The organism is Mesorhizobium sp. AR10, assembly GCF_024746795.1.
Lineage (GTDB): Bacteria > Pseudomonadota > Alphaproteobacteria > Rhizobiales > Rhizobiaceae > Mesorhizobium.
Genome location: NZ_CP080523.1, coordinates 30,999 through 54,959 on the forward strand (window position 1 = coordinate 30,999; position 23,961 = coordinate 54,959).

14 protein-coding genes and 6 pseudogenes are annotated in these 23,961 nt (G+C 57.7%); 14 read left to right on the top strand and 6 right to left on the bottom strand.

What is annotated here, in order from left to right; all coding sequences use genetic code 11:
* The first annotated feature begins 187 nt into the window (after positions 1 to 187).
* The 4 genes and pseudogenes from LHFGNBLO_RS00160 to LHFGNBLO_RS00180 form a co-directional block, all read left to right on the top strand.
* Positions 188 to 1,486: an ATP-grasp domain-containing protein gene (locus tag LHFGNBLO_RS00160; RefSeq protein WP_258600171.1), complete on the top strand. Its 1,299-nt coding sequence runs from the start codon at positions 188 to 190 to the stop codon at positions 1,484 to 1,486.
* Between the two features lie 416 nt (positions 1,487 to 1,902).
* Positions 1,903 to 3,246 (top strand): MATE family efflux transporter, encoded by a 1,344-nt coding sequence (locus LHFGNBLO_RS00165; protein ID WP_258600172.1) that lies wholly within the window; start codon positions 1,903 to 1,905, stop codon positions 3,244 to 3,246.
* A gap of 1,044 nt (positions 3,247 to 4,290) precedes the next feature.
* Positions 4,291 to 5,433, top strand: coding sequence for a M24 family metallopeptidase (locus LHFGNBLO_RS00175; protein WP_258600173.1), 1,143 nt, complete (start codon positions 4,291 to 4,293; stop codon positions 5,431 to 5,433).
* 419 nt (positions 5,434 to 5,852) lie between these two features.
* Positions 5,853 to 6,195, top strand: a pseudogene (locus tag LHFGNBLO_RS00180) (transposase); the annotation flags it as partial.
* 185 nt (positions 6,196 to 6,380) lie between these two features.
* Here the strand turns inward: LHFGNBLO_RS00180 and LHFGNBLO_RS00185 are convergent.
* From LHFGNBLO_RS00185 to LHFGNBLO_RS00195, 3 pseudogenes are all read right to left on the bottom strand, one after another.
* A pseudogene (locus LHFGNBLO_RS00185) lies at positions 6,381 to 6,620 on the bottom strand (transposase domain-containing protein); the annotation flags it as partial.
* Between the two features lie 146 nt (positions 6,621 to 6,766).
* Positions 6,767 to 7,234, bottom strand: a pseudogene (locus LHFGNBLO_RS00190) (transposase); the annotation flags it as partial.
* A 64-nt stretch (positions 7,235 to 7,298) separates the two neighbouring features.
* Positions 7,299 to 7,601, bottom strand: a pseudogene (locus tag LHFGNBLO_RS00195) (group II intron reverse transcriptase/maturase); the annotation flags it as partial.
* A gap of 85 nt (positions 7,602 to 7,686) precedes the next feature.
* Here LHFGNBLO_RS00195 and LHFGNBLO_RS00200 point away from each other — a divergent pair.
* Both LHFGNBLO_RS00200 and LHFGNBLO_RS00205 read left to right on the top strand, forming a co-directional pair.
* Positions 7,687 to 8,816, top strand: a protein-coding gene (locus tag LHFGNBLO_RS00200) for an IS3 family transposase (RefSeq protein ID WP_258599977.1) whose coding sequence is annotated in 2 segments (ribosomal slippage) — positions 7,687 to 7,945 and positions 7,945 to 8,816 — 1,131 coding nt in all. Because the reading frame shifts where the segments join, the coding sequence is not laid out codon by codon here.
* Between the two features lie 216 nt (positions 8,817 to 9,032).
* Positions 9,033 to 10,283: an IS256 family transposase gene (locus LHFGNBLO_RS00205; RefSeq protein ID WP_258600489.1), complete on the top strand. Its 1,251-nt coding sequence runs from the start codon at positions 9,033 to 9,035 to the stop codon at positions 10,281 to 10,283.
* A gap of 95 nt (positions 10,284 to 10,378) precedes the next feature.
* On the opposite strand, the gene LHFGNBLO_RS00210 is transcribed toward LHFGNBLO_RS00205, so the two are convergent.
* Both LHFGNBLO_RS00210 and LHFGNBLO_RS00215 read right to left on the bottom strand, forming a co-directional pair.
* A complete protein-coding gene (locus tag LHFGNBLO_RS00210) occupies positions 10,379 to 11,056 on the bottom strand; it encodes a GntR family transcriptional regulator (protein ID WP_258600506.1) in 678 nt (225 codons plus the stop codon).
* A 231-nt stretch (positions 11,057 to 11,287) separates the two neighbouring features.
* The gene (locus tag LHFGNBLO_RS00215; RefSeq protein ID WP_258600174.1) at positions 11,288 to 12,028 is read right to left on the bottom strand and encodes a glutamine amidotransferase; all 741 of its coding nucleotides are present in this window, start codon (positions 12,026 to 12,028) and stop codon (positions 11,288 to 11,290) included.
* A 98-nt stretch (positions 12,029 to 12,126) separates the two neighbouring features.
* On the opposite strand from LHFGNBLO_RS00215, the gene LHFGNBLO_RS00220 reads away from it, so the two are divergent.
* The 8 genes and pseudogenes from LHFGNBLO_RS00220 to LHFGNBLO_RS00260 all read left to right on the top strand — a co-directional run bounded on the left by LHFGNBLO_RS00220 (position 12,127) and on the right by LHFGNBLO_RS00260 (position 23,381).
* Positions 12,127 to 13,494: a glutamine synthetase family protein gene (locus tag LHFGNBLO_RS00220; protein WP_258600175.1), complete on the top strand. Its 1,368-nt coding sequence runs from the start codon at positions 12,127 to 12,129 to the stop codon at positions 13,492 to 13,494.
* On the top strand, positions 13,494 to 14,804 hold the full coding sequence (locus LHFGNBLO_RS00225; protein ID WP_258600176.1) for an NAD(P)/FAD-dependent oxidoreductase: 1,311 nt from the start codon (positions 13,494 to 13,496) through the stop codon (positions 14,802 to 14,804). Before LHFGNBLO_RS00220 ends, LHFGNBLO_RS00225 begins: the two co-directional genes overlap by 1 nt.
* Positions 14,805 to 14,858: 54 nt before the next feature.
* Positions 14,859 to 16,285: pseudogene (locus tag LHFGNBLO_RS00230) on the top strand (aldehyde dehydrogenase family protein).
* A gap of 309 nt (positions 16,286 to 16,594) precedes the next feature.
* Positions 16,595 to 17,842, top strand: a complete 1,248-nt coding sequence (locus LHFGNBLO_RS00235) for an ABC transporter ATP-binding protein (protein ID WP_258600177.1) — start codon at positions 16,595 to 16,597, stop codon at positions 17,840 to 17,842.
* Position 17,843: 1 nt separating this feature from the next.
* Positions 17,844 to 18,944, top strand: coding sequence for an ABC transporter substrate-binding protein (locus tag LHFGNBLO_RS00240; RefSeq protein WP_258600178.1), 1,101 nt, complete (start codon positions 17,844 to 17,846; stop codon positions 18,942 to 18,944).
* A 124-nt stretch (positions 18,945 to 19,068) separates the two neighbouring features.
* The gene (locus tag LHFGNBLO_RS00245; protein ID WP_258600179.1) at positions 19,069 to 20,799 is read left to right on the top strand and encodes an ABC transporter permease subunit; all 1,731 of its coding nucleotides are present in this window, start codon (positions 19,069 to 19,071) and stop codon (positions 20,797 to 20,799) included.
* 22 nt (positions 20,800 to 20,821) lie between these two features.
* The gene (locus LHFGNBLO_RS00250) at positions 20,822 to 21,955 is read left to right on the top strand and encodes a M24 family metallopeptidase (RefSeq protein WP_258600180.1); all 1,134 of its coding nucleotides are present in this window, start codon (positions 20,822 to 20,824) and stop codon (positions 21,953 to 21,955) included.
* A gap of 296 nt (positions 21,956 to 22,251) precedes the next feature.
* Positions 22,252 to 23,381 (top strand): IS3 family transposase gene (locus LHFGNBLO_RS00260; RefSeq protein ID WP_258599977.1). Its coding sequence is split into 2 segments (ribosomal slippage): positions 22,252 to 22,510 and positions 22,510 to 23,381, totalling 1,131 coding nucleotides; the frame shifts between segments, so codons are not numbered across the junction.
* Positions 23,382 to 23,443: 62 nt separating this feature from the next.
* Here LHFGNBLO_RS00260 and LHFGNBLO_RS00265 read toward each other — a convergent pair.
* Positions 23,444 to 23,727 (bottom strand): annotated as a pseudogene (locus LHFGNBLO_RS00265) (winged helix DNA-binding protein); the annotation flags it as partial.
* Between the last annotated feature and the right edge of the window lie 234 nt (positions 23,728 to 23,961).

A 23,961-nucleotide genomic window follows, 5' to 3' on the forward strand; every position in this document is an offset into this window, starting at 1 on the left:
CACCAACGCCCGTTACCACGACCTCGCGGTTCCAGCCGTTGCAACAAAACCTACAAATCAATTTACAGATACTTTGCATCCGCCAATCCCCGACGATGCTACGTTCACGCGGCGGCTGAGTAGGCCCGGTTGAAAAACTGATGCCGATTTACGCTCGATCCGCCGCAGAAGTCGGAGATAGGAACCAATGGCAAGAAAAGCGCTCATCTTGATTGAAGGCGATACATCGGGCAACGGTATGCTATATGTGCAAGCGGCCCGGCGACTTGGCCTTCATCCAATCACTCTGTCGGCTGACCCGACTCAATACGGCTATGTTGCGTCGGAATGCATTGAGGCAATTCGTGCCGATACAGACAATCTCGATGCACTGATCCGTGAGTGTTCTCGGTTGCGAACGACTTATGACATTGCGGGTATTACTGGTTTCGCCAGTCTGGGCGAGTCGGTCTATGCGATGGTTGCCAAGCTCTGCCGGCATTTCGATCTACCGGGACCGGACCCCGCATCCATTGAACGATGCTGCGACAAGTTCGTTCAACATCAGATCCTAACGGAGGCCGGCGTTCCAATACCCGGTTTTCGCCTGGCCGCGAATGCAACGGAGGTAGAAGACTCTGCCACCGACATCAGGCTACCGGTGGTTGTTAAGCCAGCCGTAGGCACCGGCAGTACCGGTGTCCGATTGTGTCGCACAGTCGATGAGTTGGCCGAACATGCGACCCATCTGTTGGGGGGGCAGTGCATATCGGACTCTCCGCCGAAGGTATTAGTCGAAGAGTTCGCACAAGGCTCCCACTACAGCATTGAGGTAATGGGAAATGAGGTCTTTGGAATCGCTGCCGCTGACTTCGGCCGCCCACCTCATTTCGTCTGTCGCGAGTATATCTATCCAGCCACGCTGACTGATGACGAGTATAGGCGGATCGCGGATGTTTCACTGAGGTGCTTGCGCGCTCTCGGCCTCGGCTGGGGTCCAACGAACATTGATGTCCGATGGACGAAGCTTGGCCCAGTGGTCATTGAAGTCAATCCACGTCTTGCTGGCACGCCCACTCCTCAACTGGTTAAGTTGGCTTACGGTGTCGATCTCGTTACCGAGCACATCAAGCTTGTCATCGGCGATGAATGGAATTTGTGCAAAAGACATTCGCGCACTGCGGTCGCGCGGTCTCTTATTCCTGATCGCGATGGCATCCTCGATTGGATTGATGGCGACAGTCAGGCGGCGGCTATATCGGGTGTCGCCGAGGTCAAGTTCTATGCTCAACCCAAGATGCCGATCGTCAGGAAAGGCGATTGGCGAGACAAGATCGGATATGTCACTGCCGTTTCACCGAGCCTTCCTCAGACCGAGGCGATACTTCAGCGTGCCGTCGACCTGATCCATTGGTCGATCTCACCATTTCCGGCCGTTGGCGAACAGGAGCAATCTGCGGCCCCTGACATCGCCGCACCTGCGCAGATGGCGCCAGGTAAGAGGTGATTGTCGTAGAAGGTTGACGCAGTAGAGAGATGGATTTGTCGCAAGGGGCTGAACCGGGGCGCATGGAAGGATCCGTATCTGCGATACGCGGCGAGAATGGTGAGGTGCCCGACGATTGGTGGGTCCGGATTGAGGCGTAACGTCTCTCTCTCTTGGAGAATGGCACTGGCAACGGCCTGACGCCCAGCATCGTCACAATCGGCGCTTCATATGTCGAGGGGCCTGCGCAATGCTTCCTTGAAGTTGCAGCTCCGGCGGATGCTATCGTCTTAAGCCTCCTGGGATTTTAGGCCAAGCACTGACAGACCAGTCAAACTGGTGTCCCTTGAGCATCGTAGCTTGCTGAACTGAGTCCAGCGGCTCCGGGCCAGACCGCCGGGCAATTGAGACGTTGCAATCGTACAATAGGACCCGACATGGAACAGAAAGCGCCGATCTGCGGCTATAGGCAAGTCCCGGTCACCAATCGACAGATCCTGGCGATCGCCATTCCCATGACGGTCGCGTACCTCACGACGCCGCTGGTCGGCCTCGTAGACTCGATCGTGATCGGCCGAATTGGCGATGCCGCGTTATTTGGCGGTCTTGCGGCCGGGGCCATGGTTTTCGATTTCATCTTTGTGGTCTTCGAGACTGTGCGCTCCGTTGCGTCCAGCCTTGTCGCCCAAGCCTTCGGGAGAGGCGATAGCCTGGAAGAGCGGGCGGTCTTCTTGCGCGCATTTGTCATTGCCGCCATCTCCGGCTTTGCTCTGGCGCTGCTTGCACCCCTGATTGCCTCAATCAGCGAATGGTTCATTAATGCGGAACCTGCCCTGACTGCCGCGATGGATCTTTACATCCGCATCCGCCTTCTCTCGGCGCCTGCAGCGCTTATCAACTATGTAATCCTCGGCTATTTGGTAGGTCGCGCCGAAGTCGGTATCGGACTTTTCCTGCAACTCCTCCTCAATGGGATGAATATCGCGTTAACAAGTTTTCTTGGCGTTTATCTCGGCTGGGGTATCGCAGGAGTTGCTTGGGGAACGATCTGCGCTGAAGTCGCCGCCATGACCGTCGGCATGGTCATCCTCTTTGGGCGTTTCTCCGCGATGCCAAAAATATCGCCCCAGCATACGTTAAACGTCGCGGCGATAAGGTCGATGGTTCACCTCAATGGCGACATCATGATCCGTTCCTTCGCGCTCATGGGGGCATACATCCTTTTCATGCGGCAGAGCGCGCAGCTAGGTACCGCGACACTCGCCGCCAATGCGGTGCTGATGCATTTTTTACTGTTCGCTGAGTACTTCCTTTCGGGGTTCGCGACCGCAGCACAGCAGTTCGCCGGTCGTGCCATCGGCGCCGGTGATCGGCCGGCTTTCTTGCGTGCCGTTAGACTGACAGCGGGTTGGGGATTCGCGCTTGCAGGCTTTATGAGCGTCTTGCTCTTCGCGTTCGGCGAACAGCTTGTCGGCACCATCACAAAGGCCACGGACGTGCGTACAGAGGCGGTTCCCTATCTTTCTTGGGCGATCTTCACGGCACCAAGCGGCGTGCTTGCCTTCCAGATGAACGGCGTCTTCCTGGGCGCAAGCTGGTCGCGCGACATACGCAACATGATGTTCTTGTCCTTCGTGACCTTTGTCACAGCTTTGTTTGCGCTCGGGCAGATATTCGGCAACAGCGGGCTCTGGGCCGCCTATCACATTTTTCTGCTCGTGCGGGGGACTAGCCTGCTGTTGCTCATGCGCCGCCGCCTCCGCACCACATTCGCGAAATGACCAGTCGATCGGCGGTCGGTCACTTCGAGTGATGTTGATTTTGTTGCTACACTACGAGCTGATTTCAGCACAGAGGACCGTAGGATCGTCGTCGAATAGCGAGATTTGTAAGCGCCTTGGTGCGGGAGATTGTTTGTCGGGCGCATAGTCGTCTACGCGGTCGATGTTCACCGACAAGCCCGGCCTATGCTATGCCCTCGCCGGTAGAGAGATCACGCCGGAAGTCAAGCATCGCCGGCACAAGGAGCTAAACAATCGGGTCGAAAACTCCCACCAGCCGATGCGACGACGAGAACGGATCATGAAGCGTTAAGTCACTGGGCCAGCTTCAGCGGTTCGTCTCCATCCACGACCCATCGGCAACCTGTTTCACTCTCCCCGCCATGCTCTATCATCTTCCAACCATCGCGATCTGCGCAGCACTACCATGAAATTCTGGCTCGAAATCTCCCATGTCGCAGCAGCTTGAAGACTAACTTCGCTGGCCATTGCTGTCCGGCCTGTCGATAACTTTACGATGTCGTTCCATTTCATGATCTATGGGCTTTGCGCGATAGATGGGGACGGTGCCATATGCAAAGGCGTTCGGCCGAAGCATTGCCGCCCTTCCTTCGCCGCCTAATAATCGAAAGTGGGCAGGAACACCCGATCAAGATCACTGCCTGGTCATGCAACCGGAATAGTAGCCCAGCGTGTAAACGGTTGAAGCAGCGTCGAAGCCCTAAACTCGTTGAAACATCGGGGCGTCCGGTTGGATGTGCGGCCACGTCGGTCCCTCTCTGGGCTACGAGATGCCCGATTGTCGACATTTTGTTGATAAAACGTTTGCAAAATCTTTATGAATATGTCATCTTGACTTCCGTCGTCGGGTTCAGGGGAGCTCATATGGGGAATGGCAGCGGAAGAAGTGATTGAAAGGGCTGGTTGATCGGCTCAGGTTTGTTTTCCCTCACCCCAATCAAGATCGTCTCGAATTCTACGGCATCTACGCCCCGGCATTACATGGCTGTTGCGCCAAGATCGTTCCAAAGGAGCTTCTACTAAATGACGAATGTCGATCTTTCTTTCTCGGTTGAAGAATACCGGTCGCGGCTCGCTAGCATCCGACGGCAAATGGAGAAACAGAACGTCGATGTTCTTGTAGTGGATGATGTCGAAGCGATGACGTGGCTCTCGGGTTACGGCGTGTCCGAGACACTCTGGAGGTGCTGCTGCATTCCGAAGGAGGGCGAGCCGTTTCTTCTCGTGCGCGAGCTTGATGTTGCACCGGCGCGGGAGAAGAGCTGGTTCAGGGATATCTTGGGTTTCGTCGACTGGGAAGAACCCGTCGACGTTCTGGTACAGGAGATCGGGAAACGCGGATTGGCCGGCGGCCGGCTTGCGGTCGATTTCGAATCCCATTCAATGACGCTCGCCCGGTTTGACAAGCTTCGCAAGGCGCTGCCCGATACAGACTTTGTGGATTTCGGAAAGACGACCTGGGAGTTGCGCCTGGTCAAGTCGACCACTGAAGTCAGCTATCTTCAGCGAGCGGCCGAGATTGCGGACAAAGCGATGGCGCGAGCCGTCAAGGCTGTTCGGCTCGGCGGCACCGAGCGTGATGTCTCTGCAGCGGCGGCTGCTGCCTATCTCGAATTCGGTGCCGATGATGCCTACGTCGGCCCAATCACTTCGGGAACGGGCTGGGACTTTCTGCACGGCCACCTTCACTCGCATCCGCTTGAGCGAGGAGCGGTCGTACACATTGAATTAATCCCTCGTGTCCGTTGGCACACGGCGCGTCTTATGCGCTCAGTGGTCGTGGGTGAGCCTACAGACGAGCAGAAGCGCGTTGCTAGCACTTTGGCTGAACTCCAAGAGCGTCAGATTGCGGCGATGCTTCCCGGTGCCAAAGCGCGCGATGTAGATGCTATTTTGAGAGATGCAGTAGTCGCGCAGGGCCTTCGCGAAAGCTTCAATAACATTACGGGGTATACATTGGGGCTCTGCCCGCCGAGCACTCAACGTGCGAGTGACTTCACCCGAACTTTCAACCCAACCGCCGAATGGCTTGTTCAGCCGAACATGGTCTTCCACATGTACGTTTCCGCTCACGGGCTCGCATTCAGCGAGTCTGTGCTGGTCACGGAAAGCGGGGGGCAACGGCTCACTCAAACGCCACGCATGCTCTATTCAACTGAGGGATAGGCCAAATGAGTAAATAGACCAAGAATGGGTCTTGTAGAGAAGGGGATCAGAAAAAGCTAACGGGCTAAAGGTATGTCTTCCGGCCGATCTTTCCAAAGTTTCGGTCGCTGAAACTGAGGAGGAGATGTGAGTGGCTGTGCCACTTGACGGGTCCGGCAATTAACAAACTCAAATACAAAGGGAGGATACGGAATGATGAACCATTACAATCGCGGCATCGTTGCAGTCGCTGCGTTGGCGGTCGTTGCAGCAAGCTCCGCCGCAAGTGCCACGGAAAAGCTAACCATCGCGTCCTTGGGCGGCGCTTACTAGCCTGAATAATTCACGGCGGGTTGGCGGATGTGGTGCAAGCCGTTGAAATGACGTAGGATTTGGTTGCTAAGGCCGATCCGAATCATTTCCCGGAGACCACACCCGCCATGAATGATCTTACCCTGCCGCTGAGCGGTTTGTCATCAGTGGGCGGCAAGTCCGTCGTCGCCCGTTTCGACGGAGGCATGTTGTCCTCCAACTGTGGCGTTCTGGGTGCTGGCCGAGGTGGAAAAACGACTGCGGGTAGCCGACCGTCTGGCGCGTTGCATCGATGATCCGCGCTGCCCTGACCAGGTCGTCCACAGCCTGCCGGACATGATCGGCTTTCGCATGAAGATGATCGCCGCCGGCTATGAGGATGGCAATGACGCCAACCGGCTGCGCTCCGATCCGGTCTTCAAGATGGCCCAGGATGCGCTGCCGTCGGGTCGGGATCTGGCCTCCCAGTCGGGCTGACGAAGGCGAATAATGTTGATAGTCTCGTTCATGGCGTATCGCTCTCCTTGAGAGGTTCTGGCAGGTTTCATCACCCGCCTCGATACGCCGCCCTTCTCAAACGTACGCATACGGCGAAGGCCGCATGATTGGCACACGCGCGTGCGCGCGGCAGGCTCTATGATGGCGTTGCGTGAAGGTCAGGCGGTCTGCTGATCGACCGGTTTGTCGGCATCGCGCAGCTTTTTCCATTGCCAGGGCAGAAGTTCGTGCAGACGCGAGGCGGGAAGATCGGCAATGCGGGCCAGGACGTCGGCGAGCCAGGCTTTCGGGTCGGCGTCGTTGAGGCGTGCCGTGGTGATGAGGGTAAGCATAACGGCGGCGCGGTCGGCGCCGCGCTGGGAACCGGCGAAGGTCCAGTTTCGCCTTCCCAGAGCCATCGCAGGGTCATTCTGCCCATGTCGGGCAGATGGTAGAGTTTCATTATCGCTGGCATCCATATTACGGCGGCCGATTTCGGCATGAAGGTAGAGCTGGCTCGGTTTGTTTGAACAGGATTTCCCGATAAGTGGAATCCTACCTGTGTTTAAGCCGCTTCGGGAAGCGTGATTGGGGTGAAGTAGGCCTCATCGGGCGTTCTGTCGTCAAGGCTCGAATGAGGTCGTCTCTGGTTATAAAAAGTCAGGAATTAACCGATGGAAGCACGTGCCTGGCTGACGCTTTCATAGGCATGGAGATAGACCTCGTTGTATTTGACGGTTCGCCATAGGCGCTCGACGAAGACGTTGTCGCGCCAGGCGCCCTTACCATCCATGCTGATCTGGATTTTCTGATCGAGCAGGATCTTGGTGAACTCGATGCTGGTGAACTGGCTGCCCTGGTCGGAGTTGAAGATTTCCGGCTTGCCATATCGGGCGAGCGCCTCCTCGAGTGCTTCAATGCAGAACGCCGTGTCCATCGTGATGGAGAGCCGCCAGGACAGAACCTTGCGCGTAAACCAGTCGACGATGGCGACCAAATAACAAAACCCACGTGCCATCGGGAGTGGAGTAAGAAGCGCAGATGCGCTTCTTCTCCCCGAACCGTACTTGCACCTCTCAGCGCATACGGCTCTCTGTTCAAGCTTGGCCCATGGCCATTGCAACATCATGGTAGTGCGACGTGACAGTACTGCGGTCTTCGATCCGGAAGATGTACGGATTCGTCTCCGGATTGCGCCACCGGAATTGCGTCTTGGGGCTTGAGACAAGCCGTTTCAACGCTTTTCCGACGGGGTCACCGCGTTCATTGCGACCAAACACGAGCCAGGTTTTCGCCTTGCCCGGTTCTGGGACGCGGCACCATTTCCGCATCAAGGGCTTGATGCGGGATCGGTACTTGTGTCCCAGCCAATGCGCCATTTTCCAGAACACGACATGGTCAGAGGTGGCTCGGCAAAATTGGACAGGGTGATAAGTGGAATTTCTGCCTGAGATCGGCATGAGTGCCGGAACAGGAGAATCACGAATGAGCAGACGACCACGCCGGAACCACAGCCCGGCTTTCAAGGCGAAAGTTGCGCTTGCGGCGATCAAGGGAGAAAAGACGCTGGCCGAGCTGGCGCAGCAATATGATGTGCATGCGAACCAGATCACGGATTGGAGAAAGCAGCTTCTGGACGGGGCCTCGAACGTGTTTGGCGCGGCGGAGAAATCGGAGCCGACGGTGGACATAAAGGCCCTCCATGCCAAGATCGGAGAGCTGACGCTGGCCAATGATTTTTTAGGCTCGGCGCTCGGCAAGGCCGGCTGGTCGGGGAGCGCAAGACGATGATCGACCGGGAACATGAACTGCCGATTGCCAAGCAGGCGGCCGAACTGGGGATCAGCCGCGGCAGCGTCTACTCCCTACCCAAGCCGACATCGGCGGCAGACCTGAAGCTGATGCGGCGCATCGACGAATTGCACCTGGATTACCCGTTCGCGGGCAGCCGCATGTTGCAGAAGCTTTTGAAGCGCGAAGGCTATGAGACGGGTCGCCTGCATGTGCGCACCTTGATGAAGCGCATGGGTATCGAGGCGCTCTACCGCAAGCCGCGCACTTCGAAGCCGGGCGACGGGCACAAGATCTATCCGTATTTGCTGGGCAAGCTGGCGGTGACGCGGCCCAACCAGGTCTGGGCGACGGACCTGACCTATATCCCGATGGCCCGCGGCTTCTGCTACCTGGTTGCTGTCGTCGACTGGTTCACGCGCAAGGTACTGAGCTGGCGGCTGTCGATCACCATGGATGCGGCGTTTTGCATTGAAGCCCTCGAGGAGGCGCTGGCGACATACGGCAAGCCCGAGATCTTCAACTCCGATCAGGGCAGCCAGTTCACCAGCCATGACTTCACCAAGGTCCTGCTCGACCGGGAGATCAGGATCAGCATGGATGGCAAGGGCGCCTGGCGCGACAACGTCTTCGTCGAGCGTCTCTGGCGGTCGGTGAAATATGAGGAGGTCTATCTCAAGGCCTATAACAGCGTTCGCGAAGGGCGGGCGTCGATCGGAAAATATCTCGATTTCTACAATCGGCGACGTCCGCATTCCAGCCTTGACGGCAGAGCGCCAGATGAGGCCTACTTCACCCCGCTACCGCTTCCCGAGGCGGCCTAACCAGAGGCAGTGTTCCACTTATAAATCGGGAATTCCTGTCCAAACAAACCGAGCCACCTCTCTGTCTTGCACCTTGCCAGTCTGGCTTTGCGGTGCGGTTGGTGCCGTCGCAGGAGTGGTTGGAATTGTGAGTTGGCGTAGTCTCCGGGGTGTCAAACCTCGAATCATCCGGCGTTAGAGCGCCGGACAGGAGACTACGCCATGACAAGGACTACCATGAATGCGGAAGCCGTTCATCCTGGGGATGAGGCGACGAGCTATCTTTTCGACAACTGGTTTGATCCGATTGAAGCTGGCCTGCGCGAGCGGGTGCGCGGCTTCATCGAGACGATGCTCGAGACCGAGCTGGACGCGGTGCTTGCCCGTCCCCGTTATGGCCGGCAGCCGGCGGCGCGCAGTGATGAGACCACCGGTGTCGCCGGCCACCGCCACGGCAGCCGGACGCGCACGCTGACGGGGACCTTCGGCACCACCGAGCTCACGGTTCCGCGGGCGCGCCTCGATGCCGGCGAGGACAAGACGGTGGAATGGAAGAGCAAGGCCTTGCGCGCCTATCAGCGGCGCACGATGGCCGCCGACGCGCTGATCGCGTCGAGCTACCTGGCGGGCACGAACACCAGGCGCGTGCGGCGTGCGCTCGCCGCGCTGTTCGGCGGCGCGATCGGCAAGGACGTCGTCAGCCGCACCTGGCGCAAGGTGAAGACGGACTGGGACGCCTGGAATGCCCGCTCTCTGGCCGACGAGCCGATCGTGCGCCTGATCCTCGACGGGACGGTGGTTCGTGTCAGGCTCGACCGCAAAGCGACCTCGATCTCGCTGCTCGTGGTCATCGGTGTGCGCGCGGACGGCCAGAAGATCCTGCTCGCGGTCAAGAATATGGGTGGCGAGACGACGGAGGCCTGGCGGGCCATTCTCGACGATCTCGTCGGGCGCGGCCTGCGCCGACCTGAGTTTCTCATGGTCGATGGCGCACCTGGCTTGGACAGGGCGATCGCCGCGCTGTGGGACGGGGTGCCGGTGCAGAGATGCACGGTTCACAAGCACAGGAATCTGCTTGCCCATGCTCCCGAGCGGCTGCATGAGGAGATCAGCGCCGATTACACCGACATGATCTACGCGGCCACGCCGGAGGAGATCGAGAGCCGCCGCAAGGCGTTCCTGCGCAAATGGCGGCTCAAGTGCCGGGCGGTGGCCGATAGCCTGGAGGAGGCCGGCGAGCGTCTCTTCGCCTTCACCCGGCTGCCGCCGAGCCAATGGAAAAGCGCCAGAACAACAAACGCGATTGAGCGTCTGCATGAGGAGTTCAAGCGGCGCATCAAGACCCAGACCGTTCTGCCTTCGGCCGAAACCGCGGCAATGTTGTTCTGGGCGTTGATGGCGTCCGGTCAAATCTCGATGCGAAAGATCGACGGCTGGCAGACGCTTCCTACGAAGCCACGCGATCAGCAGATTGACCTCGCCGCATGAGCCGATAATCTTAACCTACCGGAGGCTGCTCCGCCGAATTCCAACACGACCCGCTACGGCACCTGCGGTTTTTTAGCAATCACTATTGTTATTCCTCATACGGACATCGCTAAAAGCCTTTCGACTGCACGGCCATCAAGCCCTCCCACGCCTTCGCGAATATCGGCGCCGATAGCTTGGGCCACAGCCTCCTCGTCGCGTCGTCGCAAGGCCTCAATCGCCTCCTGATGGCGATCGACCAGATAAAATTCTGCGACATGTTCCATGGCTATTCCAAGAATTGGCCCGAGTTGAAGCCATAGGCTCTCAATCAAGGGCATAGCCACTTGCGCTGGATTGGCCTTATATATGCGCCGATGGAATTCCTGGTTTGAGATGAGCGCCCCTGCCTTGTCACCAGCGGTGATAGCGGTTTCGACAGCGTCGTCGAATGCGACTAGTTCGTCGATCTGTAGTTCGGAGAGATGCACGACAGCTCTTCGCGCCGCATGACTTTCAAGTACGATGCGAAGCGCAATCAGTTCCTCGAAACGCGCCGGAGTAGTTTTTGGCACGACGATGCGACGGTTTTCAAGGAGCTGCAACGCACCAACAGAGGTAAGCTGCCTCAGGGCCTCTCTAACCGGCGTCGGGCTACTTTCCAGAGCGTCCGCAATGCCGCGGATAGTGAGTGACATGCCAGGTTTGAACGCTCCTACCATGATAGCCTGTCTAAGCCGTTCGAAAACATACTCCTGTGTTGTCATGCCTGTAGGTCTTGGAAAGGCTGGCATGTCCGGCTGGTCCAATGGGAGCAACTCCTTTGCTCGATAAGTTGACTTCTGAAAGACGACCTTGATCGCATCGATTGAATTATGTCAACATTGCCGTGATGTGATCACAGTGATGATATAAATATACAATCAGCGACATCGACACAGTCGTTAACGACCCCTGCAGCGACAGAAGCCGTCGCCGGCATTTTCCGAGCCCGCCCAAACATGCGGCGCGATTGCACTTCCTCCTCAGCCGGGCGCCGCTTGGCGAGTGTTCGCTTTGACAAAGTTACATAGCAGCTTTGTTGCTTCAGGTGTCTCGCTCACCGCATCAAGCAAGGCTCTGGAATCCTTGCCTTCCTGCCGTAGGACATCGGCTCGGAAATTGATGATCGCAGACGAAATCTCCGGCGTGAACTCAGGATGGAATTGGGTTGATATCGCCTCGGGGCCGAATCGAACAATCTGGTGCTGATCATGATCTGAAGCCGCCAGAGAATAGGCAGTCGGCGGGAGACTGATAATCGTTTGCATGTGGGTCAAATGCGCTTGGAAATGCTGAGGCAGATCCCTCAGCAACACGTCCTGCGATGCCTCTGGCAGGAGGCGTACCGTCTGGCATCCGATTTCTCTGCACTCAGGATGATATTCCACCCGTCCACCGAGAGCGTGCGCCATGAGTTGATGTCCGTAGCACACGCCAAAGAGAGGCATCTCGATCGCCATTGCGTCGCGGATCCAGGCGGCGGTCTTTTCACTCCACGGCTCGCAATCCGTCACTATGGACCAAGATCCTGTAATGACAGCAATCCGATGAGGATCGGGTTCGGGCAAACTCTCGCCTGCGAATACCCGAACCATCTCAATGGTGTCCGGTAATCGGCCGAGGGCACGGCAAAACCAGTCTGGTAAGTCCCCGAGCTGCCCACGGATTTCATTCGGCGGAGTGCCCATTTGGATAAGAATGAGGTCGGGAGCACCTGCGAGCATATGCCATTCCTGAGGTGTTGGGATTGCCAAGAACTTGACAGCAGCGGCACAATGATGTCAAGTTATCCATAATGTGATCACAAAAAAGGAATTGAGATATGTCCTCCAACGAGGCAAGTCCGCCCGCGTTCAGCGAATGGCTGGAACGCAACGGACCGATTGAGAGCATTCAGGCAGTCGTCTGCGATCTGAACGGCATCATGCGGGGCAAACGGCTGCCGGTTGAGCAAGCAGCCAAGGTCCTGGGCGGCGGCATTCGCATGCCGCTGTCGATTGTTGGCGTCGACGTCTGGGGTGAGGACATCATCGGCAACCAGCAGGTTCTCGCAACTGGCGACCGCGACGGCATCTGTGGCGTCACTGGACGCGGAGCGCTACCGGTCAACTGGACGTCGCGGCCGAGCGCGCTTGTGCCACTTTGGCTGCAACTCGAAGACGGCACGCCATTCCTGGCGGATCCGCGCCAGGCGCTGGCGGCGATCGTCAGGGAATACCAGGAACTGGGGCTTCGCCCGGTTGTGGCGACCGAAATGGAATTCTATCTGATCGACCCCGAGCCGGACAGCGCAGTTCCGCCGATCTCCCCATATACCGGCAAACGGCTCGACTCCGATGCGATCTTGTCGATCGATGAGCTGGACGATTTCGGCGACTTCTTCTCTGACGTCTATAAGGAATGCGCCCGGCAGAATGTGCCTGCAGACGCAGCGATCGCCGAGAATGGCATCGGCCAGTTCGAGATCAACCTGCTGCACACGGACGATCCGCTGAAGGCGGCTGACGATGCCGTCTTCTTCAAGCGGATCGTCAAGGGCGTGGCGCGCAAACATGGGCTTGCCGCCACTTTCATGGCGAAGCCCTATGGCACGCGCTCCGGAAGCGGAATGCACGTGCATTTCAGCCTCATCGACAAGGATGGAAACAACGTCTTCAACGACGGCAGTGAAGAGGGCTCGTCGACGATGAAACATGCGGTGGCAGGCCTGCTGCGCGGCATGGCTGAGACGACGCTCGTGTTCGCGCCGCATTTCAACTCTTACCGACGACTCAGGCCAGATACGCTCGCGCCGACCGCGATATCGTGGGGATACGAGAACCGCACGTCGGCTATCCGGATACCCGGCGGAAACCCGGTCGCGCGTCGCATCGAGCACCGCGTTGCTGGGGCTGACTCCAACCCGTATCTCGTGATCGCTGCGATCCTGGGCGCGGCTCTCGTCGGCATCCGCAACAAGTGGCAGCCGTCCGATCCGGTCGAAGGCCACACCTATTCCATGGATAAACTTCCCAAAATCCCGGCTGAATGGGGGCAGGCAGTCGATGCTTTTGAGGCCGGGGCAATCGCCACCGAAATTTTCGACCCCCTGCTGCGCTCGATGCTGATCGCCTGCAAACGCCAGGAAATCGCAGGCTTTGCCGAGCAGGTTACCGACTACGAATTTGCCGCCTATTTGGAAATCGTCTAATGCTTAAGAAACAGAAATCCTATGCCGGCGACGGCAGCTACCCGACCAGCTACTATGCCGCCTCCCGCAACATCATCCGTACACCGGTCCGGCTTCAGGGCCGGGTCGAAACCGACATCTGCGTCGTCGGCGCTGGGTACTCCGGTCTTTCAACCGCAATTCACCTTGCCGAGAAGGGATACAAGGTCGTCGTCGTTGAGGGGGCTCAGGTTGGTTGGGGGGCCTCTGGCCGCAACGGCGGTCAGCTCGTCAACGGCCTCAACGCCAGTCTCGCGACGATCCAGCGCCGCTACGGCGAGGACACAGCGCGTTTTATCGGCGGTCTGGTGCAGGAGGGCGGCAAGATCATACGCCGTCTCGTCAGCCAGTATCAGATCGAGTGCGACCTGAAGCCGGGCAATATCTATGCCGCCTATACGCCGGCGCATATGAAGGAGCTTGAAGCCAAGCAGACGCTCTGGCGCAAATACGGGATGGACGATCACCAGCTTCTCGACCGCGAGGCGCTGCGAAAGCTCGTCAATTCGGATGCTTATTGCGGCGGCATGCTCGATACGACCGGCGGCCACATGCACCCCCTCAATCTCGTGCTCGGCGAGGCACGTGCCTTCGAAAGCCTTGGCGGCACAATTTATGAACAGTCGCCGATGACCCGGGTCGATCACGAGGCGGCACGGCCTGCCGTTTACACCGAAGGCGGCGAGGTTTCGGCGCGCATCGTCGTGCTCTGCGGTAACGCCTACCTTGGCGATGCAGTGCCAAAGCTCGTCTCGCGGGTTATGCCTGTCTCGACGCAGATGATAACCACGGCTCCGCTCGGCGAAGAAGTCGCCAATTCGCTGATCCCGAGCGACATGTGCGTCGAGGACGTGCGCTACATCCTCGACTATTTCCGCCTGTCCGCCGACAAGCGGATGATCTTCGGCGGCGGCACGGTCTATGGCGGCACGGATCCGGCCGACGTCATCGCAAAGCTCAGACCCAACCTCGAAAAGGTGTTCCCGCGTCTCAAGGGCGTGACGATCGACTATGCCTGGAGCGGCAATTTCGCGCTCTCCTTCACCCGCGTGCCGCAGATGGGCCGGATCGGCACCAACACTTATTTTGCCCATGGCTGTAGCGGTCACGGCGTGACCGGATCGCACCTCTTCGGCCGCACACTAGCCGAAGCAATCGATGGCGACACGACGCGCTGCGATGTCTTTGAAAAGCTGCCCTGGTATCCATTCCCCGGTGGTCGCATGTTTCGCGCCCAATATTCGACGATCGGTTCGTGGTGGTACTCGTTAAGGGATGCGATTGGCTGGTAAGGCGCGCTTTTGACGGCGACTGCCGGATGGCAATGCAACGAATAGGAGGGGCAAATGCTCGACAAGCGGAAATTCTACATCGATGGCAAATGGGTGGAGCCGGCCACGTCGAACGATCTGCTCGTGCTCAATCCCGCGACCGAGAAAGCCGATCGCCGTCATTTCTCTCGGGAAGGCAGCCGATATCGATCGCGCGGTGGCAGCCGCCAAGAAAGCATTCGCAACCTATAGCCGTACGAGCCGTTAACGAACGCCTCGTACTATTGGAGAAACTGCTCGCAATCTACAAGCGCCGCTACGAGGAAATGGCCGACACGATAACGGCCGAGTTGGGCGCCCCGATCACGATGAGCCATGAGCAACATGTAGGCGTCGGTCATCTTCAAGCCTTCAACGCTGCGCTAAAGCGGCTGAAACTGAAGGAAACCCTGCCGAACGGCGACACGCTTCTGCGTGAACCCATTGGCGTCTGCGGACTGATCACCCCTTGGAACTGGCCCGTCAACCAGATAGCGCTCAAGGTCATACCAGCCCTTGCGACCGGCTGTACCTGTGTCCTGAAGCCGAGCGAGTTCACGCCGCTTAGCGCCATGCTCTATGCTGAGATGATCGACGAGGCTGGTTTTCCGACAGGAGTATTCAATCTTGTCAATGGCGACGGTGTCTACGCGGGTTCGGCACTGTCAAAGCACAAAGATATCGACATGATGTCGTTTACCGGTTCGGCCCCCTCTGGCATTGCCGTTAGCAAGGACGCCGCCGATACGATCAAGCGTGTGACGCTTGAGCTCGGTGGCAAGTCACCGAACCTCGTGTTCGCTGACGCCGATCTCGAACGAGACGTCGCGGCGAGCATCCGCAAATGCTTCAACAATTCCGGCCAATCTTGCAACGCTCCAACCCGAATGCTTGTAGAGCGGACTATCTACGACGAGGTAGTAACAATTGCGACGCAGGTTGGCGCGGAAACCAAGGTTGGCGATCCCACCAAAGAAGGCTCACACATTGGCCCGGTGGTCAGTGATATCCAGTATGGACGCGTACAATCTATGATCAATGCCGCCATTGCCGAGGGTGCAAAGGTCCTTATTGGTGGTCCTGGCAAACCGGAAGGTTTCGAAACTGGTTACTACGTCAAGCCTACCATCTTCGTCGATGTCGACAACTCAATGCAGATCGCCCGCGATGAAGTCTTCGGCCCGGTATTGGCAATCATCCCATTCGAGACAGAAGAGCAAGCGATCGAAATCTCGAACGATACGGATTTCGGGCTCGCCGCCTATATACAGATCGGCGATGCCGAGCGCGCGGAACGGATTGCCACCCAATTGCGTGCCGGCATGGTGCATATCAATGGTGGTTCCCACCGATATGGCAGTCCATTTGGTGGATATAAGCTGTCAGGCAATGGCCGAGAAGGAGGACTGTTTGGGCTGGAGGACTTCCTAGAGGTAAAAACGGTGCATTTGCCGACCGTTTAGGCTTCACACTGTATAACTGGTGGCTGCGTTGTTGCCCAGATCGTGAACCTGCGGATCATTTACCCATCTTGCTCCGTTCGGAATTCGATATCTATGCCTCGTCCCCCTGCCGCAGCATATCCATCAGGATTCCGGCGGGAGGGGAACGCGGCATCTGCGGATCGTACACAAGAAAGATCTTGCGTTCGACAACGGGGGCTACCAACGATTTCAGGGTAATTCGCAAAATCAGTGGTCCGTCTTCAAGACCGCGACATTCCCCGACGACATTCCAGTAGAAATCGCAAGACAGCGTGTCGGTCTCTCCGTTTGGCCGAAGCCGACTTGATAGATACAGGAATCTCGACATTATTTCTCCATCTCAACAATAATTTGTTGACGTATCGTCGCGTTTTTGTCATCTTTCTGTTAAGCGAAGCTCGGAGCAACCGGGCCATTTCCGATCGAGGGGTAATGACTGGAATAAGTGTGGACATCCGAGGTTTCACGAAAGAGTACGGCAATATGACCGTGGTCGACGGCGTGTCTCTGAACGTGGCGGCCGGCAGTTTCGTGACCCTGCTAGGCCCAAGCGGATCGGGTAAGAGCACCCTGTTGATGGGAGTTGCCGGATTCACGCGCCCCACCCGGGGGAATATTTTTTTTGGTGATCGTGACGTTACCGTCCTGCCGCCTCGGCAACGCAACATTGGCATGGTTTTCCAGAATTACGCGCTGTTCCCGCACATGACTGTGGCCCAGAACATCGCGTTCCCACTTATTCAGCGTGGAGTTTCCAAGGCTGAGATCGCACCAGAAGTCTCCAAGATGATGCGCCTGGTAGGGTTGCGTGGCATGGATGACCGGCCGGTTACAAAGCTGTCCGGAGGTCAGCAGCAACGTGTAGCGTTGGCTCGCGCGCTGGTGTTCCGACCCCCCATCTTGTTGATGGATGAGCCGCTTGGTGCGCTCGACAAGAAGATGCGTGAGCATCTCCAGTCGGAGATCAAGGAAATCCAGCAGGTAACTGGCACGACAGCGCTGTTTGTGACCCATGACCAGGATGAGGCCATGAGCATGTCGGACCGGATTGTGGTGCTCAACCACGGTCGCATCGAGCAGCAGGGGACCTCCGCGGAGATTTACGATACGCCGGCCAGCGCCTTTGTGGCCGATTTCGTCGGTGAAGCGAACATGTTGCAGGGGAGCATCGCCGAGTCGAGCCCCCAAGGATGCTTGGTAGAAATTGGGCATAACCTGCTCGTGTGCGGCAAGTCGGTACCTGGCGCCGTTCTGGAAAAGGGGGACACGGTTGACCTGATTGTCCGCCCGAACAGGATCAGCCTCGGTCCCGAACGCGAGCCGGTACCTGGCTTCATTCCAGGGGAGATGCTCTCATCAGCTTACCTAGGTGAATCGATCCTGATCCGGGTTCGCCTGCCAAACGACAAAATCATTACAGCTAAACTTAAGCCTGAAGCGGGGCAGCCCGATACTCAACGGGTAAGCGTAACGTGGGATTACAACTCCAGCACCGTCTTTCCCCGCCGGAACGGCGCCAGCTCCAGAGGAGAATAAAATGACTCATCTATTTCTCAACAGGCGTAAAGTACTTGTGGGTTTGGCCGGCGCGGTTGCCGCCCCATACCTGAATATTCGCAGCGCTTCGGCGCAGGGAAGCGGCGAAGTGATTGTCACGGATGGTGGTGGAGCTTGGGGAAAGGCACAGAAAGTGGCCTACTTCGATCCATTTGAAGCCGAAACAGGAATCCGGGTGGTTGCTGCGGCCTCGATACCCAACGGTGCATACCGTGCATCGATTGTGGCAGGCGCCCCGGCATCCGACGTCACCGACATTGCGGGTCCCGACATTGACAGCTTCATCAAGGAAGACCTGCTGCAGTCGATAAATTACGATCTTTTTGCGAAGGAAGATCGGGACAGCATTTCCCCGGTGCCTGCCCATGAAAAGTACTTCCCTTCCTTGTTCTATTCGCTCGTGATGGGATTCGATACGCAAGCGTTCGGCGACGAAAAGCCCCAGACGTGGGCTGACATGTGGAACGTCAAAAAGTTTCCGGGCATGCGAACAGTTTACAACGCGAGCGAAGGCCCCGCGACAGGCGCGGTCTTCGAGACGGCGCTCATGGCGGACGGCGTTGCGCCCGCTGACCTCTATCCCCTGGACATAAAGCGGGCCTTCGCCGCGCTCGACAAAATCAAGCCAAACATCCTCCGCTACTGGGCTGCCGGTGCTGAGCCGGCCCAGTTGTTAGTCGATGGGGCGGTTTCGGTCGGATCGGTCTGGAATGGTCGCGTCTCAGCACTCAAGGCGCAGGGGCAGCCGATCGACCTGAGCTGGCAGCAGGCTGTCCTGCAGTGGGACGGTTGGGCTGTGCCAGTCGGGGCCAAAAATACAGAAAACGCTATGAAATTCCTTGCATATGTTGCCAAGCCTGAGGCTCAGGCTCGTTTCTCCGAGGCGATCGAGTACGGTCCGACCAATGCGAGAACGTTCAAATTGCTCAGCAAGGAACGTGCCGCGCTTCTGCCGGGCAACCCCGAAACCGTCAAAACCCAGGTCGTGCAGAACTATCAGTGGTGGAATAAAGACAGCGGCAATGGAAAGTCGAATCTGCAGCTTGTTAACGAGCAGTGGCAGAGTTGGGTCGCCAAGTAAAAAACCGATCCAGCATTCGCGACATAAGCTGTTGCGAATGCTGGGCGTAGCAGCGGACGGCCGTTTTCGCGCGCCCCGAACCTAGCGCCTTTCGACATCTCGAGTCCCTGAGCGAACAGTAGCCATGTCTAATCCGGTATCTCGTGCAGTCGACTGGATGGAAGAGCGGCCCTCCCGGGCCATCATCTTTCCGGTCGCCTTCCTCGGCCTCCTCTATGTTATCCCGTTGGTTGCAGTGGTTGGCCTTTCCTTGTTTCCCGGAGGTACGTTTTCCTTCGATGCCTACAAAGAGATTTTTGAGATGGGGCTTTTCGGCCCCGTCATTCTGCGCACCATACGTCTGAGCTTGATCGTTACTTTATTCACGTTGCTGCTTGGATATCCGTTCGCGTATGCAATGAACAAGGCCGGGGGAACGTTGCGATCCCTGATGATCCTCGCGGTTATCGTGCCGTTCTTTACTTCCATTCTAATCCGATCCTACGCCTGGGTAGCAATTCTCGGCGCGCGAGGTCCAATCAACACATTTCTGCGGGAGATCGGTCTGACTTCTGCCCCGATACCCATGATTTTCAATGAAGTGGGTGTGCTCATCGGCATGATCCAAATCCAGATTCCGCTGATGATCATGACGCTCTATGCCACCATGACACGCATAGACAAAAACCTGCCGCGAGCAGCTGAGAGCCTTGGCGCTCACAGGCTTACGATATTTTCCAGGATATTCGTGCCGCTTTCGCTGCCAGGTGTGATGTCAGGACTGGGCCTGGTCTTCACAAGTTCGCTCGGCTTCTACGTGACGCCCCAGCTGCTCGGCAGCCCACGCGAGAATGTGGCGACGCAATCAATCTATATCACTATCAATATGCTCGGTGATTACAGCGGAGCGGCTGCTCAGGCGGTTGTGCTCCTGGTGATTGTGCTCGGGTTCCTTGTCGGATTGAGAAAGTCTCTTGGCACTACGACGGGAAGCAGCGAGAACGTGGGCCCTGGTCGCATTTCGACTTCCGTGGATCGCTTCCCGGCCGTTCTTGTAGTTCGGATGGGCCGTTTCGCGGACGTCCTCTATTGGGTCCTCAGGGCCGCCGGAATCCTAATTGTCATCACAGTGATGGTAATGCTTACCATCACCATGGTTGCGGTGATCCCGCTCGGTTTGAGTGCCGACAACTTCCTCCGCTTGCCGCCTTCCGAATATTCGACTCGTTGGATCGAGAGCTACCTCACGGACCGGGAATGGCTCGGGTCCACTTGGTTCAGTATCTGGATTTCGGTGGCAGGCGCGTTCCTTGCGACCGTGCTGGGTGCGATTGCCGCCTACGCGATGTGCCGTTGGGAGGAGCGTCGCGGCAAGGCGTGGATGGAGCTATTCCTAATCTCTCCCATGATTGTGCCACAATTCGTCATTGCACTCGCCCTGTATTTCATCTTCATCAAGATCGGGCTGATCGGAAACGCTATAACCTACGTGTTGGCGTATGGCTTGTTCGGCTTCCCATATGTCTTCCTGATTATGCTGGCAGCCTTCCAGAGGTTCGATATCTCCCTCGTCCAGGCCGCGGCGATCCTGGGCGCCCATGTGGGCGCAATCTGGCGACGGGTCGTGGTCCCCGTTCTTGCCCCGGCTTTTCTGAGCTCAGGTATCTTCGCCTTCCTGATTGCTTTTGACGATCTGGTGGTGGGCCTCTTCATGTCAACCGCCGGACGCTACACGTTACCGATGCGGATGTGGGCCGACATCCGCAACGAGATCAGCCCCCAGATAGCCGCCGTCGCGCTAGTATTCCTGGTGCTGGCCATCTTCTTTGCCCTTCTCCGGAGCCTAGTCGCCGCATTTAGGCGGCGCACCCCCTGACGTAGCTAAGATGGAGATTGAAATGCCTTTTACCGCCGACGAAATCGCGGGCCGCATCGCGCGCCTGCGGGATGAGATGCGAGCCCGCAATCTTGATGCGATGTTAATCGACGATTGCGAGGCGACGGCCTACTTCTTTAACTATAGCGTTTCGCTGACGTCCTATCGCTGTGGAATAGTGCCACTTGATGGCGATCCCTTCTTTATCCTCAGAGCGCTGGATGTGGCGCCAATGCGCGAGATGACATGGTTAAAAACTGAAAACATAACAGGCTATCCAGACTGGATCCATGCCTCCGTTGCCGTTACCGACGCAATTAAGGCTGAAGGATTAGGCAAGGCAAGAATCGGCATCGACTTCCGCAGTCATGCGCTCACTGTCTCAATGTATGAAGACATCAAGGCCGCTCTGCCCGAAGCCACACTAGTCAATATCGACAACTTGCCGTGGACCATGCGTAAGATCAAGTCTCCGGCCGAGATCGACCTGATCAAGCGTGCTTGCGAAATCGCTGACCAGAGTATCGAAGAGATCGTTGCAGCTGCCAAGCCCGGCATGACCGAGCGTGAAGCAGGTCGCATGACAGTTGAAGCGTATGTCCGGCTTGGCGGCGATCCGGGAGACCCCGGTGTCATAACGGCGAGCAACGACTGGGACTTCCTCCATGGCCACCTGCATGACCGGCCGCTGAAGGAAGGTGACGTGCTGCATCTCGAGCTGATCCCCCGATTTAAGGGATATAGCTGCAGAATCATGCGCAATGTTGTCATTGGCAAGCGGACTGCGCGACAAACTGAGATATACGAAAAGTTGATCGAAGTGCAGGACGCACAGCTGGCGGCGATGAAGCCTGGCGCCGCCGCCCGCGATGTCGACGCCATCGTGAGGCGGGGCGCACTCGATGCTGGTATCCGCACGAGCTACGACAATATTACGGGGTACACACTTGGGTACTACTCCGACCTGCCGCTCCGCGTCTCGGATTTCACCTGGGTGTTCCTGCCGACATCGGACTGGAAGCTCGAGGAAAATATGGTATTCCACATGTATGCTTCGGCCGAGGGCCTTGCGCTTTCCGAGACCGTTCTAGTGACACCCGAAGGTGGCCGACGTCTGAATACGACGCCTCGGAAGCTCTTCTCAACGGCTGTTTGAGACAGTCCCCGCGACAGCCGCCCCCAAATTCACCGGGGACGCTCACAGCCTAGGCCGCTGCGGCAGCGGCCCGGGCAGCTTGGTCGTAACTCCCGGAAATTGCACGAAGGAGCCCGGCCAGACGCGACACCTCGGCGGGATCGAGCCCGAGCTGCTGGACTGCGCGGACGAGTAGCGCCTCGCGAACCTCGGCGTAGCGCCGGCAAAGTTCAGAGGTGGCTCGGCAAAATTGGACAGGGTGATAAGTGGAATTTCTGCCTGAGATCGGCATGAGTGCCGGAACAGGAGAATCACGAATGAGCAGACGACCACGCCGGAACCACAGCCCGGCTTTCAAGGCGAAAGTTGCGCTTGCGGCGATCAAGGGAGAAAAGACGCTGGCCGAGCTGGCGCAGCAATATGATGTGCATGCGAACCAGATCACGGATTGGAGAAAGCAGCTTCTGGACGGGGCCTCGAACGTGTTTGGCGCGGCGGAGAAATCGGAGCCGACGGTGGACATAAAGGCCCTCCATGCCAAGATCGGAGAGCTGACGCTGGCCAATGATTTTTTAGGCTCGGCGCTCGGCAAGGCCGGCTGGTCGGGGAGCGCAAGACGATGATCGACCGGGAACATGAACTGCCGATTGCCAAGCAGGCGGCCGAACTGGGGATCAGCCGCGGCAGCGTCTACTCCCTACCCAAGCCGACATCGGCGGCAGACCTGAAGCTGATGCGGCGCATCGACGAATTGCACCTGGATTACCCGTTCGCGGGCAGCCGCATGTTGCAGAAGCTTTTGAAGCGCGAAGGCTATGAGACGGGTCGCCTGCATGTGCGCACCTTGATGAAGCGCATGGGTATCGAGGCGCTCTACCGCAAGCCGCGCACTTCGAAGCCGGGCGACGGGCACAAGATCTATCCGTATTTGCTGGGCAAGCTGGCGGTGACGCGGCCCAACCAGGTCTGGGCGACGGACCTGACCTATATCCCGATGGCCCGCGGCTTCTGCTACCTGGTTGCTGTCGTCGACTGGTTCACGCGCAAGGTACTGAGCTGGCGGCTGTCGATCACCATGGATGCGGCGTTTTGCATTGAAGCCCTCGAGGAGGCGCTGGCGACATACGGCAAGCCCGAGATCTTCAACTCCGATCAGGGCAGCCAGTTCACCAGCCATGACTTCACCAAGGTCCTGCTCGACCGGGAGATCAGGATCAGCATGGATGGCAAGGGCGCCTGGCGCGACAACGTCTTCGTCGAGCGTCTCTGGCGGTCGGTGAAATATGAGGAGGTCTATCTCAAGGCCTATAACAGCGTTCGCGAAGGGCGGGCGTCGATCGGAAAATATCTCGATTTCTACAATCGGCGACGTCCGCATTCCAGCCTTGACGGCAGAGCGCCAGATGAGGCCTACTTCACCCCGCTACCGCTTCCCGAGGCGGCCTAACCAGAGGCAGTGTTCCACTTATAAATCGGGAATTCCTGTCCAAACAAACCGAGCCACCTCTGTTCCTCCCCTTGGCTCGTCGTTGTGATTGTCTTTTCCTTACCCTTCCGGCCTCCGGTGACCAGACCATGGCCTACTAGCTTTTTTACCGAGTACGTGACGAGATGAGAGTCTTCAATGTTCAGAACCAGACTGATGTCGGCAAGCGATTTCGGACGCATGCGGTGGTGAACAAGGTGCAGAACAAGGATGTCGAGTGCTGCGAGATCCGGCCCGCCCGCGGCTGACTACACCGGACCATCCAACGATGAAATGCATGATTGGACATGGTCAGGGCAAACTCCAATTCGGACAATTGAGGGATGCTAGAATTCGCCAGGTGCGCCGACGATACAACCGGCCCGACTCCAGCAATAAGGACGCGGGACAGGTCCTCGAAAGGTGCCGCCGCTTCATTTCCGGATTCTGGTTGCGCCTTTCCGGCGGGTTTCGCTTTAGTCATCGTGTTTCCTCCATACGGTTCCACCATGCACCGGGTCAAGTCGCGAATGTCAATAACAAGTGGGACATTTCTCGGCAT

Coding starts and splice junctions, on each gene's coding strand:
- LHFGNBLO_RS00160 (WP_258600171.1), top strand. CDS start 188: ATGGCAAGAAAAGCGCTCATCTTGATTGAAGGCGATACATCGGGCAAC.
- LHFGNBLO_RS00165 (WP_258600172.1), top strand. CDS start 1,903: ATGGAACAGAAAGCGCCGATCTGCGGCTATAGGCAAGTCCCGGTCACC.
- LHFGNBLO_RS00175 (WP_258600173.1), top strand. CDS start 4,291: ATGACGAATGTCGATCTTTCTTTCTCGGTTGAAGAATACCGGTCGCGG.
- LHFGNBLO_RS00205 (WP_258600489.1), top strand. CDS start 9,033: ATGAATGCGGAAGCCGTTCATCCTGGGGATGAGGCGACGAGCTATCTT.
- LHFGNBLO_RS00210 (WP_258600506.1), bottom strand. CDS start 11,056: ATGCCAGCCTTTCCAAGACCTACAGGCATGACAACACAGGAGTATGTT.
- LHFGNBLO_RS00215 (WP_258600174.1), bottom strand. CDS start 12,028: ATGCTCGCAGGTGCTCCCGACCTCATTCTTATCCAAATGGGCACTCCG.
- LHFGNBLO_RS00220 (WP_258600175.1), top strand. CDS start 12,127: ATGTCCTCCAACGAGGCAAGTCCGCCCGCGTTCAGCGAATGGCTGGAA.
- LHFGNBLO_RS00225 (WP_258600176.1), top strand. CDS start 13,494: ATGCTTAAGAAACAGAAATCCTATGCCGGCGACGGCAGCTACCCGACC.
- LHFGNBLO_RS00240 (WP_258600178.1), top strand. CDS start 17,844: ATGACTCATCTATTTCTCAACAGGCGTAAAGTACTTGTGGGTTTGGCC.
- LHFGNBLO_RS00245 (WP_258600179.1), top strand. CDS start 19,069: ATGTCTAATCCGGTATCTCGTGCAGTCGACTGGATGGAAGAGCGGCCC.
- LHFGNBLO_RS00250 (WP_258600180.1), top strand. CDS start 20,822: ATGCCTTTTACCGCCGACGAAATCGCGGGCCGCATCGCGCGCCTGCGG.